This window comes from Mycobacterium sp. MAC_080597_8934, from assembly GCF_000523975.1.
Lineage (GTDB): Bacteria > Actinomycetota > Actinomycetes > Mycobacteriales > Mycobacteriaceae > Mycobacterium > Mycobacterium avium.
Genome location: NZ_JAOS01000028.1, coordinates 69,614 through 83,018, shown reverse-complemented (window position 1 = coordinate 83,018; position 13,405 = coordinate 69,614). Strand labels below are relative to the sequence as shown.

The window sequence follows — 13,405 nt, the reverse complement described above, 5'->3', positions numbered from 1 at the left end:
CAACGGCGTTGTCGACGTGCGGCGTGCGGTGAGGTAGCGAGGTGAGACATGGGCCTGGGGCAGCTGGTGGGCGGCGTGGTCGGGTTTTTGCGCGCGGGCTATCCCCGGCAGGCGCCCGCCGTCGGCTACGCGCCGGCGCTGGCGCTGCTGCCGCGGCGCACCCCCGACGACGACATCGCCACCGTCGCGAGAATTCTTGCGCCGCAAGGTATCACGCGCACAGCGCGGATCGACGCGGCCGAGATCGGCGCGCAGATCGTCCGCATCGCCGACGAGCTACCCGCCCCAGGCGACGTCGAGCGGGTGCTGGCGGCGATGAGCCGTCACACCCGCTGCAGGTCCACCACCAACGGGCGGTGATCCGAGATCGGCATCAGGTCGGCCTGCACGGCGGCGCAGCGCAGCCGGCGATCATCGGTCAGGATGTGGTCGAGCTGGCGGTTGGGGTTGTCCGCCGGAAAGGTTTTGGCGTTGCCCAGCGCCCGCATCCCCGACCAGCGGCGCACCGTCTGCGGCGTCATGTTCAGGTCCCCGGTCAGCAGCCGCGGCCCGGGCAAGCCGCGCAGGTCGCGAATCAGCCGGCGCAGCTGGCGCCGGTTCCAGCCGGGAACGAAGGACAGGTGGGTGTTGGCCACCGTGAGTTCGCCGATCGGGGTGCGCAGCTGCGCGATGACGGCGGCGCGCGGTTCCTCGTCGACGACCATTACCCGGTTGGGGCCGGGCAGGTACATCGGAAATCGCATCGGAATGCGGGGCAACCGCAGCACCTGCCAGCTGGCCACCGGATACCGGGACAGCAGCGCGATCCCGTAGGCGGCGGTGCCGGGCTGCTCGTCGCCGGTGGCCGCCATCCAGGTGGCCCCCGGCGTGCCCGAAATCGCGGCCACGAAGCGGTGTTCCACCGCGCCCATGGCCTCGGCCGCCGCGCCGGTCAAATCGGCGTGTTCGGACCGGGGTTGGTCGCAGTCCACCTCCTGCAGGCTGAGCACGTCCGGATCGAGCCGACGTATGCAGTCCCGCAGCCGCTCCACGATGACGCCGTCGCCGACGGTGCGACCGTGCAGGATGTTGAAGGTCGCCACACGCATAGCTTTTCGGCCGCTCACTTTCCCCTCGTACGGTCACCCCCCGCGCCGTGCGCCCCAGCGGGTTACCGAAAAACCACCTCGCCCACCGCCAGCAACCGCGCCAGCACGAACCCCGGCAGCGCGGGGGCCGAGCCGCCGGTAGGCTCGAATCGGCTGCGATACCGTTGCGCGGCAAGGCGTTTACGACTCACCGCCCAGGCCGGCGCGGGCACCGCATGGGCCCGGTCCCACGGTACCGCCGGGTCGCCCGGAACGGCCCAGTGCCACATCCACACCGGATATTCCAGCAGCGCGGCCCCGGTGTGCGCGCAGGCGGCCCACGCGGCGTGTCCCACGGCCTCGTGATCGGGATGCCCGTCGCCGCGCCACGGCGCCGCGCACCAGGCGCCGGGCCCGGCGGCGCGCAGGATCTCGGTCAACGCCCTGGTGAGGCGGTCCTCGTGAGCGGTCAACTCGCCGCCCGGAAGGCCCAGCGACAGCGGGGGAGGAGCGTTCAAAGTGTTTGTCGCCGACCGTAATTCGAATCTGCGAATGGTCTGGGCGCGAAGCCGCTCCGAGGCCGCGGCGCCTGGCCGCGCCCCGCCGTCGCTGACGCAGACCACCTGCACGCGAACGCCCATCGCCACCAGCTGGGTGATCATCGCGCCCACACCGAATGTTTCGTCGTCGGGGTGGGCGGCGACGACGACCAGGCCGGGACAGCCGGCCAGGTCCAGGGCGGGCAGCGGCGCCTCTTGAAAAGCGGCCAGCCACAACGGGACCGGGGTGCCGCTGTGGGTCAGCGGCTTGGCGGCGAACCTGGCCCCGTTGCCCGCCGGCACGGTCGTCACGGCGCCCGCACCGCCCGCCGTCCGGCCAGCCGGCCGAGTTCGGCCAGGTCGCGCTCGGCGTGGCTTTGCCGGATGTAGATGCTCAGGTCGGCGACGCGCTGGGCGTGCCGGCCGTCCTGGCACAGCGGGCCGGGCCCCAGGGCCCGGCCGGTGCGGGTGATCGCCTCGTCCACGGCGTGTTCCACCACCGTGCGCACCCGGCGGGCCAGCAGCTGTGCGGTACCGGCCCGGTCGAACGGGTCGGCGTCGACCTGCGCCGCGGCCGCGGCCAGCATCGCGTCCCCCGCGGCCAGCGCGGCGTCCACGGCGCCCAGGTGAGCCAGCGAATACGCGTCAGCGGATTGGCTTGCCGCGCAACGATACAGCGGATCGGCGACCCGGCGCGCGCCGCCCAGCCAGCAGGCGGCCACGCCGATGGCGCCGTGCCAGAAGCCGGGCCGGATCAGATAGTCGCCCGGGTCGCCGACGGCGACGGCGTGGGTGTTGGTGAACTGCACCGGCCTGGTGTCGCTGCCGGCCATCCCCGCGTTCCACCAGGTGCTGGGCAACGCCTTGACGGTCGGGTCGGTCACGGTCACCGCGAACAGGCCCGGTGTTCCGTCGTCGCGACGCGCGGTCACCAGCGCATGCGTGCAGAACCCGGCGCCCGGGCACCACACCTTGGTGCCGTTCAACAGGTACGCGCCGCGGATGTCGGTGGCGGTCAGCACCGCGTCCCGGGCCTCGGCCGCCCACACGCTCCACAACTGCCCCGGTTCCGGGGGCTTGCCGCCCAGTTCGTGCAGGATCGCGACGGCGTCGACGTGCGCCTCGGCCACCCTGGCCGCCACGATGTTCTCCGCGGCCAGCTCGGCCAGGCGTTGCCAGCGTTCGGCGGTGCGCCCGAGGCGGGTAGCGGCAACTCGAGCCGCCCCGACTCCAGCCAGTGCTTGACCAACCCCGCCGTCACGCGCAATCACCCGCCACCGATCCCCCCAATTGGCCAAAGCGACAGACGATTCCGTCGAGCCGGCCGGCGCCGGGCCGACCGGCCAGCCAGCCCGCATCCACCCGGCTCCCGGCGCCGGTGCACGTCGCCGGCTTCGCTGCCTCGTTGTGCGCGGGAATCATCACGGCGACAGCGTCATAGGCGCATGGCACAGGAGTTGACATAACCCACGATTTCCCAATCGGCCGCAAGTTAAACGGTCTTGACAACCACGCGGCGCCGTGACCAGAGGTCAACGGGTTGGCCGCCCTGCGGGCGGGGTATGACTATGCACCATGACATCCGGCGACGCGCGCGCCGACACCGCCGCGGCCGCCCCGCGGCTGCGGGAGGCGCTGCGCGCGGCGGCATCGGCGCTCAAGGAGAAGGGCCCGCGTTTCGCCCTGGCGGGCAGCTACGCGTTATGGGCTTACGGCGCACCGGAACCCAGCCACGACGCCGACCTGGTGGTGGAAGAGGCGGACGTGGAGACCGCGGTGACCACCCTGGCCAGCGCCGGGTTCGAAATCGAACGCCCGCCGGAGGACTGGCTGTTCAAGGCCCACACCGGCGACATGCTGGTCGATGTGCTGCACCGCCTCAACGGCGTGCCCGTCGATGCGCAGACCCTGGACCGCGCCGAGCACCACGACGTGCTGGCGATCGGCATGCCGGTGCTGCCACCCACCATGGTGCTCGGCCAGCAGCTGCGCTCCCTGGGCGAGCACCACTGCGACTTCGCCAAGCTGCTGCCCGCGGTGCGCGCCGTCCGCGAACGGCTGGACTGGGACGAAATCCGGGAACAGACCGCCGACAACGACTACGCGGTCGCCTTCCTGGTGCTGGCCGAACGACTGCGGTTGACGAGATGACGGATCAGTGGTTGCGCAGTTTGGCGACCAGCTTGTCCTTGGTCAGGCCCGAATAGCCGGAGATGCCAAGCTCTTTGGCCCGCTTCTTCAATTCCGGTACGGTCCAGTCCTGGTAGGACCCGGATTTGCCGCCGCGGCGGCCCACCGACGACTTGCCTTGGCCGGCGGCCGCATTGGAGATGCGCGCGGCCTTCTCCTTGGATTCGCCCTTCTTGCGCAGATCCTGATACATCTTTTCGTTCTTGATCGACGAGCGCGGCATGACTTGTCCTCCTGTCCACGATGACGCCTTCTGAGCCGGATGCCCGTCCCGGCGGCCGGGAAAACCTTTCGGCGGTCTTCGGCCGGCTTTCAGGCCGGCACCGCGTCGGTGCGCCGCTGCCAGCACCGGTGCTGCGCGAGCGCGGCGGCGAATTCCTCGGCGAAGCGCTCGGGCAGCTCGTCGGCGGCGGCCTTGGTGGTGACCACCGCTTGGTCGTTGAGCACGTCAGTGTCCTCGGCGAGCCGGTTGCCGATGCCGGCCTTGCGGAGCAGGTCGACACCGGCCCCGTAGGCGCCGATCGGCTTGAGGTGTTTGTAGGCCTCGGTGACGAAGTGCACGGCGTAGCCGTCCTCGGACAGCGTCGACACCGACCGCGGTCCGCACGCCACCACCACCGCGTCGTAGAGCACCGACGCCATCGTCGTGAAGGACCGGTCCACCCGCAGCTCGCCGCCGGACCCACCCGCCAGCGTGCCGCCGGCCACCGGGGCCAACACCTCGACCACCGCGCCGCGCTGCTCCATCAGCTCGGTGAAGCGTTGCGTGCCCACCACGTCGACGCCGTCGGCGGCCAGCACCGCGATCCGGCGCGACGCGATGGTGTCGCCGCCGGTGACCTGCGAAAGCGCCGGGGAGACCGGTGCCGACTCGTCCACCTGCTCCTCAGGCGGCTCGGGCAGCCCCAGCTTCGCCGCGACCTGGGCGGCCAGCTGGCCATCGACGCGGGCGAGTTGTGCCACCACCGCCGAACGGATTTCGGGCATCTCCACCTTGCCGAGTTCGAAGGCGAAGGCGGCCACGATGTGTTCGGCCTCCACCGGCGACATGCTCTTGAAGAACATCCGCGCCTGGCTGTAGTGGTTCTGGAACGCCTCGGCGCGCTTGCGCGTCGTCTGCCCGTCCACCCGCTGGGTGTAGTGCCGGAACACGTCCTCGTCGGCCAGCGCGGGACAACCGCCGCCGATGCTGTTCTTGAAGTAACTGGATCGGCCCTGCGGAATCGCGTGCTGCCCATAGCCATCGTGCTGGTTGGTCCGCACCTGTGCCACCGGGCGGTTGACCGGCAGCTGCGCGAAGTTGGGGCCGCCCAACCGGATCAGCTGGGTGTCCAGATAGGAGAAGTTGCGGAACTGCAGCAACGGGTCGTTGGTGAAATCGATGCCCGGCACCACGTTGGCGGTGTGGAACGCGACCTGCTCGGTCTCGGCGAAGAAGTTGTCGGGGTTGCGGTTCAACACCATCTTGCCCACCGGCAATACCGGAACCTGTTCTTCGGGAATGATTTTCGTCGCGTCCAGCAGGTCGAAGTCGAAGCTGAACTCGTCGTCCTCGGCGACCAGCTGCACGCCCAGCTCCCACTCCGGGTACTGGCCGGATTCGATGGCCTCCCACAGGTCGCGGCGGTTGTAATCGGGGTCTTTGCCGGCGATCTTCTGGCATTCGTCCCAGATCAGGGAGTGCACGCCGAGTCGGGGCTTCCAGTGGAACTTCACGAAAGTTCCCTCGCCGCGGGCGTTGACCAGCCGGAAGGTGTGCACCCCGAACCCCTGCATCATGCGGTAGCTGCGCGGCAGCGCCCGGTCCGACATCAGCCACATGATGGCGTGCAACGTCTCGGGCTGCAGCGACACGAAGTCCCACAGCGTGTCGTGCGCCGACTGGGCCTGCGGAATCTCGTTGTGCGGCTCGGGTTTCACCGCGTGCACGAAGTCGGGGAACTTGATGCCGTCCTGGATGAAGAACACCGGGAAGTTGTTGCCCACCAAGTCGTAATTGCCTTGCTCGGTATAGAACTTGGTGGCGAACCCGCGCACGTCGCGGACGGTGTCGGCCGAACCGCGCGATCCGGCGACCGTCGAGAAACGCACGAACACCGGCGTCCTGGTGCCCGGCGAGGTAAGGAATTTCGCCGCCGTGTACTGCGCCAAGCGGTCGTCGTACGGTTCGAAATAACCGTAGGCGCCGGCCCCGCGCGCATGCACCACACGCTCGGGGATGCGCTCGTGGTCGAAGTGGGTGATCTTCTCCCGGGCGTGGAAATCCTCCAGCAGCGTCGGACCCCGCTCGCCGACGGTGAGCGCATCGTCGGTGTGGTCGACGCGGACGCCCTGCTGCGTGGTCAGGTATCCGGTGTCGCGGCGGAACCGCGCGGACTCCAGATCGCGCTGCTTGGGATCGGGCGCATCCGAAGTGTGGTCGGTGGCCATATGTTGCCTCTCCTTTCGACCCTTTCGACCGTGGGGGAGTACCACCGGCCGACCCGCGCAAACGGCGCGGCTGTGCCCCTATCCATCGGGGGGTGGGTTGCCTACGATCGATAGGGGTAGTCGAAAGTGGTGATTGCGGCGGCAGACGGCGACCTTCAAGGCGACCTTCGTGGCGTGGTAGCGATCGGTGCGTCGGCCGGCGGCGTCGAGGCGCTGTCGAACCTTGCCGCCGGGTTGTCGCCGGACGTGCCGTTCGCATATCTGATGGTGCTGCACGTGCCCGCGGGTGCCCCCAGCATCCTGGCCCGCATCATCGACCGCAGCGGTCCACTACCCGCCTCCGCCGCGCAGGACGGCGCGCCGCTGCAACCCGGGCACATCCACGTCGGCGTCCCGGACCGGCATCTGCTGGTCGACGGCGCACAGGTGCTGCTGTCGCAGGGGCCGACCGAGAACGGCCACCGCCCCGCGATCAACGCGTTGTTCCGGTCCGTGGCGCTGACATTCGGGCCCCGCGCCATCGGCGTGCTGCTCTCCGGTGTGCTCGACGACGGCGTGCTGGGAATGGCGGCCATCCGCTCCCGCGGCGGCGTCACCGTCTGCCAATCACCCGACGAGGCGCTGTTCCCGGCGATGCCGACCAATGCCCTGGACGCCGGTGTGGTGGACCGGCAGGCCGCCGCGGCCGACATCGGCGCGGTGCTCAAGGAGCTGGCGCACCGAGAGATAGAGGATCCCGACATGCAACGTGACCCCGGGATGGAGCTGGAGAACCGCATCGCCATGATGTCGCGGTTCGCCACCGACTTCGACACCGAAAAGCTGGGCCCGCCGTCCGGCTACACCTGTCCCGACTGCAACGGCTCGCTGGTCTCCGTCAGCGAGGGCAATTACCGCTGCCGGGTTGGTCATGCCTGGACGGCCGAGGCCCTGCTGAGCGCGCGGGACAACGAGCTCGAGGGTGCCCTGTGGGTGGCGGTGCGCAGCCTGCAGGAGAAGGCCCGGCTGGCCCGGGACTTGGCCGGCAAGGCCGGGCCGGGTCTGCTCACGCGGCGCTACACCCAGATCGCCGAGGAAAGCGAACGCGCGCTGCACGTGCTCAGTGACCGGCTGGCCGGCGCCGCTTCCCAGGGTGAAACCCGATGAACGAGCAGCGGTCCGCGGTGCAGATCGCGTCCGAGCAAGACCGGGACGTGCCGGTCCTGACGGTCGACGGCGTGCTCGACAGCTCGACCTACCGCAGCGTGCGCGACACCGTCATCAAGGCCGCGATCGACGAACCCCGCGCCGTCGTCGTCGACGTGGACCGGGTGCGCGCGCCGTCTGCCTCCGCCTGGACGGTGTTCACCAGCGCGCGCTGGCACGTCAGTGTCTGGCCGGACGTCCCGATCATGCTGGTGTGCGCGCATCCGCAGACGCGACGCGAGATCACCACCGCCGGCGTGACCCGCTACGTGCCCGTACATCCCACCCGCGAGCTGGCCGTGCGCGCCGTGCACGGCCGGACCGTGCAGGTGCGGCGGCGGGCCCGCACCGGGCTGCCGAGGTCGGACACCAGCCTGCAGCTGGCCCGCGCCGTGCTCACCGATTGGCTCACCCAGTGGGACCTCCGGGAGGTCATCCCGGTCGCGGCGACGGTGGCGACCGTGTTCGTCGAAAACGTCCTCGATCACACCGAGAGCGCGCCGGTGCTGATCGTCGAGAGCCATCGCGACACCGTCACGATCGCGGTCGAGGACAACAGCTTTGCGCTGCCCGGCTGGCACGAGGACGCCGACCGCGGCGCCGACATCGTCTCCGGGCTGGCCATCGTGTCGGCGCTGTGCCGGGTGTGGGGCGCCACCCCCACGTCGTCCGGCAAGACCGTGTGGGGATCGGTCGGCAGGGAAGACCGGATCTGAGTCCCGCGAGTAGTGTTCAAGTCCTTCGGCACCCTTATCAGACGGGACTTGGATGAATTCCACGACTGACGAGGCCGACGAGGCATTCGAGGCCTTGTTGCGGTACATGCGGGATTCGCGCGGCTTCGACTTCACCGGCTACAAGCGCACCTCGCTGATGCGCCGCGTCCGGCACCGGATGGACCAGGCGGGCTACACCGCCTTCGACGAATACCTGGACTTCCTGCAGGCCAGCTCCGACGAGTTCACCGCGCTGTTCAACACCATCCTGATCAACGTCACCTCGTTCTTCCGCGACCCGGACGCCTGGGAGTTCGTCGCCGCCGAAGTCATTCCGCGGCTGCTGGCCGAACGCGGGCCCAACGATCCGATCCGGGTGTGGAGTGCGGGGTGCGCCTCGGGCCAGGAGGCCTACACGCTGGCGATGCTGCTGGCCGAGGCGCTGGGCTTCGACGCGTTCCGGCAGCGGGTGAAGATCTATGCCACCGACGTCGACGAGGACGCGCTGACCGAGGCGCGCGGCGCCTCCTACGACGCCCGGGCGGTCGAGTCGGTGCCGGCGGATCTGCTGGCCCGCTACTTCGAACAGGTCAACGGCCGCTACGTTTTTCACAAGGATCTGCGCCGGGCGGTGATCTTCGGCCGCAACGACCTGGTCAAGGATGCGCCGATCTCCCGGGTGGACCTGCTGGTGTGCCGCAACACGCTGATGTATCTGAACGCCGAGACCCAGCGAAATGTCTTGGGGCGCTTGCATTTTGCGCTTGCCCCGCAGGGCACGCTGTTTCTGGGGCATGCCGAGATGCTGCTCAGCCACGGTGACCGGTTCACCCCGCTGAGCCTCAAGCACCGGATCTTCCGCAAGGCGGTCGGCAGCCACAGCGGCCTGGACCACTACGATCCGGCGGGCGCGTTCTACGAACGCCACGCCGACCTGCCGGGGCTGGCCACGGTGCGCGATCTGGCGTTCCGGGCCAGCCCGGTGGCCCAGATCGTGGTGACCGGCGAGGACACCGTCGCGATGATCAACCAGCAGGCCGAGAACGTCTTCGGGCTCTCGGCGCGCGACATCGGCCGGCTGCTGCGCGATCTCGAGGTGTCCTACCGTCCCGTCGAGCTGCGTGCCTATCTGGAGCAGGCCAAGGTGGAGCGGCGCTCGGCGCGCATCCAGGACGTCAAATGGCAGCGGCCCGGCGCCGAGACGGTGTGGTTCGAGATCCACGTCAACCCGCTCGTCGACGCCGAGAACGGCTTGCTCGGCGTGTCCATCGTGTTCTTCGACGTGACCGCGACGCGCGCGCTGCTGGACAAGGTGGTGCAGACCAACCGCCAGCTGGAGGCGGCCTACGAGGAGCTGCAGTCCACCAACGAGGAACTCGAAACCACCAACGAGGAACTGCAGTCCACGGTCGAGGAGCTCGAGACCACCAACGAGGAATTGCAGTCGACCAACGAAGAACTCGAGACGATGAACGAGGAGCTGCAGTCCACCAACGACGAACTGCACACCATCAACGACATGCTGCGGGAACGCAGCCTGGAACTCGACGACGCGAAGAGCTTCCTGGACTCGCTGGTCGACTCGGTCCGGATGGGCATGGTGGTGGTGGACCGCGAGATGAAGGTGATCCTGTGGAACCGCGGCTGCGAAGAGCTGTGGGGGCTGCGGGCCGACGAGACGACCGGCACCATGCTGATCGCGCTGGACATCGGGCTGCCGCTGGACGCGGTGCGCCCGCTGATCGGCAACGCGTTCGTCGACCCGGACGGCTCCGGTGAGGTCGTGGTGGACGCGGTCAACCGGCGCGGCCGCCCGGCCCGGGTGCGGGTCACCTGCACGTCGTTTCGTGGCAACGAGGGAACCGTCGGCGGGGCGCTGCTGCTGATGGACGTGGTGGGCTAGTTAGGTTAGCCGTCCCGGTCGCGGTGCTCCTGTTCGGAGCGCGCGGAGGCCTCGTCGGCGGCCCGGTGAGCCAGCAGGGCGCGCCGGCGCGACTCCTCGGCCCGGCGCCGCGCCGTGGCCACCGTCTCCTCGGTGGCGCCCACCCCGGCGGACAGCTCCTGGCGGCGGCGGCGCAGTTCGGCCGCGCGCAGCCGGGCGAGTTCGGCGCGCGCGGCGGGGGTGTTGGCGCCGAACCGGGCCGCCAGCCGGGCGAAGATGTCGTCCGCGTCGACGCCGCCATCCAGGTAGGCCTCGTCCGGCGCGTCTGCCGGCGGCGATCGTCGGGGCAGCGGCAACCCGTGGACCAGGTCGGCCAGCACGGGCGCGATCTCGCCGATCCCGAGCACCAGATCGGCACCGGCCTGCGCGGCCGCGATCGGCATCGACGGGTACAGGGCGGTGGCCGGGCTCTCGGCGATCACCACGCCCCCGGCCCGGCGCATCGCGACGGTGCCCGCCGCACCGTCGCGCCCGGACCCCGACAGCACCACGGCGACGCCTCGCGGTCCGTAGGAGCCGGCGATCGAGCTCAGCAGCACGTCGGCGCCCCGCGCCCCGTGCTGCTGCGCGCCGTGCAGCCGGCAGCGGCCCTGCGGCGTCAGCTCCAGCGCCTTGCCCGGCGGACAGATGACCACCTCCCCGGGCGTGACGGCTCGCCCGTTGGCCGCCCAGCCGACCGGCCGCCCCGATTGCCGGGTCAAGATGGTGGCCAGCAGGCTGTCATGACCGGCCAGATGCTGCTGGACGACCACGGCAGCGGGAAAATCGCGCGGCAGATCCCGCAGCACGGTGGTCAGCGCCTCCAAGCCGCCCGCCGACGCCACCAGCGCCACCAGCGCGACCCCGGGCCGATCCGCCTCAGTCGTCACCCGTTCAGTCTCCACCCGTCGGCGCATTTCCGGCCGCGCTGGCCGTGACGGGTGCGCGGCGAAGAGGTGATCCGGGCCGTTTGTCCATCCCGGGCCGGGGTATGCCACCCGATGTTGGCGGACGGACGATGGCGCGCGGAGGGAATTGCAGTTGAGAATTGCAATTGTCAGCGGCGATGACGTCGTCGGGGAGGACCCCGAACAGTTGGGTGCCGCGCTGGCGGCCCAGGGCCATGACGTCACCACCTGCCTGCGGCGGGCCGGGCGGCGACGCGGGGGCAGCGCCCCGGACGGCTACCGGCGGGTGTCGGTGCCGGTGGGCCCGCGCGACGCGGCCGCGCCGGTCGACGTGCTGCCCTACGTCGGGGACTGGGCGGGCGCCCTCGAGCGGATCTGGTCCAAGGACCGGCCCGACGTGGTGCACGCCTACGGCTGGCTGGGCGGGCTGGCCGCCCAATTGGCCGCTCGCCGGCGCCACATTCCGACCGTGCAGTCGTTTTTGGGCCTGGCCGCGACGGCGCGCGGCCACGACGGCGAACGCGGCACCGAACGCCAACGCATCGAGCCGCTGCTGGCCCGCAGCGCGAACTGGGTGACCGGGGAGAGCAGCGCCGACGTCGACGCGCTGGCCCGGCTGCGCCGGCGCCGGGTGCGGGTATCCGCCCTGACCTGCGGGGTGGACGCCGAGCGCTACACCCCGACCGGCCCGGCGGACTCCCGTGGGGCCCTGCAGCGCATCCTGTACGTGGCGCCAAACCCGTTGTGGCACAACGGTATCGATCTCGCCATCCGGGCCCTGCCCAAGGTTCGCGGTGCGGAGCTGGTGGTCGCCGAGACCGACCCCGGCGGCGACGGGCACGACGGCGCGCGAGCCCAGTTGCTGCGCCTTTCGGTGCACCTCGGGGTGGCGGACCGGGTCCGCTTCGCCGGACCGGTCGGCGGCGACGAGCTGCCCCGCTTGCTCCGTTCGGCCGACGTGCTGGTGTGCACGCCGCGCCGGCCGCCGCGCCCCACCCCGGTGCTGCAGGCGATGGCCAGCGGGGTGGTGGTGGTCGTGGCCACCGTGGGGGTGCTGTCCGACGTGGTGCTCGACGACATCACCGGCATCGTGGTGTCGCCGGAGAATCCCGCGCGATTGGCCGCCGCGCTGAGAAGGCTGCTGGCCCAGAAGTTTCAATGCGAAAGCATGGGTGCGGCCGGACGCAGCCGCGCGCAGTCGCGCTTCGCCTGGCAGCGGATCGCGCTGGACGCGCTGAACATCTACCAAAGCCTCGGGGTGCACGAGCCGGCCGCGCCCCTCGACGGCGACGCGGTGCTGCGATGACGCGCCCGCCCACGGTCTTCCCCCCGGGCCGGTCATGGGCCTGACCACCATGACGGTCCGCGACGACGGCGCGCCGGTCGGTGCGCCGGCCGAGGCGGCCCGGTCCGATTACGGTCCGGTCGATCCGGTGCTCGCGGTCAACGGCGAGCGCCGGGCCCGCCCGGTTGCGGTGGAATACAAGCAGTTTCGCGGCGCCGACGCGCAGTCGGCGCGCCGGTTCTTCGCCACGGCCTATGACCCGGGCTGGCGGATCGCCGGGGTGACCAACCACTGCGTCGTGTCGCATCGGCGCAGCGACACCGGATCGATGACGGTCGACGAGGTGGCCATCCAGGGCAGGATGACCCTCGAGATCCCGGCGGGCGACACCCTCGTCGTGATCCAGCCGCGGGCCGGTGCGCTCAACGTGGCCGGCGGCCCGCTGGCCACCCCGGACTTCCCGCTCCTCGTCGCCCACGGCATGGCCTGCGTATTGCATTGCCACGGAGCGCGTTTCGATGTGGTGACCATCGCGGCGGAGGTGCTGCAGAAAGTCGCCGCGGAATGGCACACCGCGTTGTCGCAACAGACCCAGTTCCTGAACTGGCGGCCGCGCTCGCGGGCCGCGGTGCGGGCCTGGCATCGCGCGCTGGACTACGCGATGTTGACGCTCGCCTCGCCCGACACCGCCCGGCAACCGCTGATCGCCGCCGGGATGGCCGGCCTGCTGGCCGGCGCGCTGCTCGAGTGCTATCCGTCCAACCTGACCGAGCAGGATCCGGTCAGCGATCTCGCCCTGCCCGAAACCCTCAAGGAGGCGGTGTCTTTCATCCACCGCCACGCCGCCGAGGACATCGGCATCAACGATGTCGCGGCCGCGGTGCACCTGACGCCCCGCGCGGTGCAGTACCTGTTCCGCCGCCAGCTCGACACCACCCCGACCGAGTACATGCGCCGGGTCCGGCTCAGCCGCGCGCACCAGGAGCTGGTGGCCGCGACGACCGCCTCCTCGACGGTCACCGAGATCGCCCAGCGCTGGGGGTTCGCGCACACCGGACGGTTCGCGGTGCTCTACCGGCAGACCTACGGCCAGAGCCCGCACACCACGCTGCGGCAGCAGACGGCGGTGTGACGGAAGCGCGAGAGAAGAATCGTTTGCCCGAT

At 70.5% G+C, this 13,405-nt stretch carries 12 protein-coding genes and 1 pseudogene; 7 read left to right on the top strand and 6 right to left on the bottom strand.

Annotation, left to right across the window (positions count from 1 at the left end; all coding sequences use genetic code 11):
- Positions 1–48: 48 nt before the first annotated feature.
- Entirely contained in the window at positions 49–360 is a 312-nt protein-coding gene (locus NF20_RS15535) for a DUF3349 domain-containing protein (RefSeq protein ID WP_033711436.1), read from the top strand.
- Here the strand turns inward: NF20_RS15535 and NF20_RS15530 are convergent.
- The 3 genes and pseudogenes from NF20_RS15530 to NF20_RS15520 form a co-directional block, all read right to left on the bottom strand.
- On the bottom strand, positions 324–1,088 hold the full coding sequence (locus tag NF20_RS15530) for an endonuclease/exonuclease/phosphatase family protein (RefSeq protein WP_033710505.1): 765 nt from the start codon (positions 1,086–1,088) through the stop codon (positions 324–326). The genes NF20_RS15535 and NF20_RS15530 overlap by 37 nt on opposite strands.
- Before the next feature lie 62 nt (positions 1,089–1,150).
- Complete coding sequence (locus NF20_RS15525; RefSeq protein WP_033710506.1) at positions 1,151–1,918, bottom strand: PIG-L deacetylase family protein; 768 nt, start codon at positions 1,916–1,918, stop codon at positions 1,151–1,153.
- A pseudogene (locus NF20_RS15520) lies at positions 1,915–2,867 on the bottom strand (acyl-CoA dehydrogenase family protein). The gene NF20_RS15525 and the pseudogene NF20_RS15520 overlap by 4 nt, the downstream one beginning before the upstream one ends.
- 314 nt (positions 2,868–3,181) lie before the next feature.
- Between NF20_RS15520 and NF20_RS15515 the strand changes: the two are divergent.
- The gene (locus NF20_RS15515; RefSeq protein WP_033710508.1) at positions 3,182–3,757 is read left to right on the top strand and encodes a hypothetical protein; all 576 of its coding nucleotides are present in this window, start codon (positions 3,182–3,184) and stop codon (positions 3,755–3,757) included.
- 4 nt (positions 3,758–3,761) lie between these two features.
- Here the strand turns inward: NF20_RS15515 and NF20_RS15510 are convergent, their stop codons facing one another.
- Both NF20_RS15510 and NF20_RS15505 read right to left on the bottom strand, forming a co-directional pair.
- Positions 3,762–4,019 (bottom strand): Rho termination factor N-terminal domain-containing protein, encoded by a 258-nt coding sequence (locus tag NF20_RS15510; protein WP_003874783.1) that lies wholly within the window; start codon positions 4,017–4,019, stop codon positions 3,762–3,764.
- Between the two features lie 89 nt (positions 4,020–4,108).
- The gene (locus tag NF20_RS15505; protein ID WP_033710509.1) at positions 4,109–6,226 is read right to left on the bottom strand and encodes a catalase; all 2,118 of its coding nucleotides are present in this window, start codon (positions 6,224–6,226) and stop codon (positions 4,109–4,111) included.
- A gap of 126 nt (positions 6,227–6,352) precedes the next feature.
- On the opposite strand from NF20_RS15505, the gene NF20_RS15500 reads away from it, so the two are divergent.
- Genes NF20_RS15500 through NF20_RS15490 form a run of 3 tightly spaced genes read left to right on the top strand, consistent with a single transcriptional unit; the run spans position 6,353 to position 10,030 of the window.
- Positions 6,353–7,372 carry a chemotaxis protein CheB gene (locus tag NF20_RS15500; RefSeq protein ID WP_033710510.1) on the top strand — a complete coding sequence of 340 codons (1,020 nt, stop codon included), beginning with the start codon at positions 6,353–6,355 and terminating at the stop codon, positions 7,370–7,372.
- A complete protein-coding gene (locus tag NF20_RS15495) occupies positions 7,369–8,127 on the top strand; it encodes an ATP-binding protein (protein ID WP_033710512.1) in 759 nt (252 codons plus the stop codon). Before NF20_RS15500 ends, NF20_RS15495 begins: the two co-directional genes overlap by 4 nt.
- Positions 8,128–8,179: 52 nt before the next feature.
- On the top strand, positions 8,180–10,030 hold the full coding sequence (locus tag NF20_RS15490) for a CheR family methyltransferase (protein WP_033710513.1): 1,851 nt from the start codon (positions 8,180–8,182) through the stop codon (positions 10,028–10,030).
- A gap of 5 nt (positions 10,031–10,035) precedes the next feature.
- Here the strand turns inward: NF20_RS15490 and NF20_RS15485 are convergent, their stop codons facing one another.
- Entirely contained in the window at positions 10,036–10,965 is a 930-nt protein-coding gene (locus NF20_RS15485) for a chemotaxis protein CheB (RefSeq protein ID WP_033710514.1), read from the bottom strand.
- Between the two features lie 124 nt (positions 10,966–11,089).
- Between NF20_RS15485 and NF20_RS15480 the strand changes: the two genes are divergently transcribed.
- Both NF20_RS15480 and NF20_RS15475 read left to right on the top strand, forming a co-directional pair.
- Complete coding sequence (locus tag NF20_RS15480) at positions 11,090–12,262, top strand: glycosyltransferase (protein ID WP_033710515.1); 1,173 nt, start codon at positions 11,090–11,092, stop codon at positions 12,260–12,262.
- Positions 12,263–12,296: 34 nt separating this feature from the next.
- Positions 12,297–13,373, top strand: a complete 1,077-nt coding sequence (locus tag NF20_RS15475; protein WP_033710516.1) for a helix-turn-helix transcriptional regulator — start codon at positions 12,297–12,299, stop codon at positions 13,371–13,373.
- The last annotated feature ends 32 nt before the right edge of the window (positions 13,374–13,405 follow it).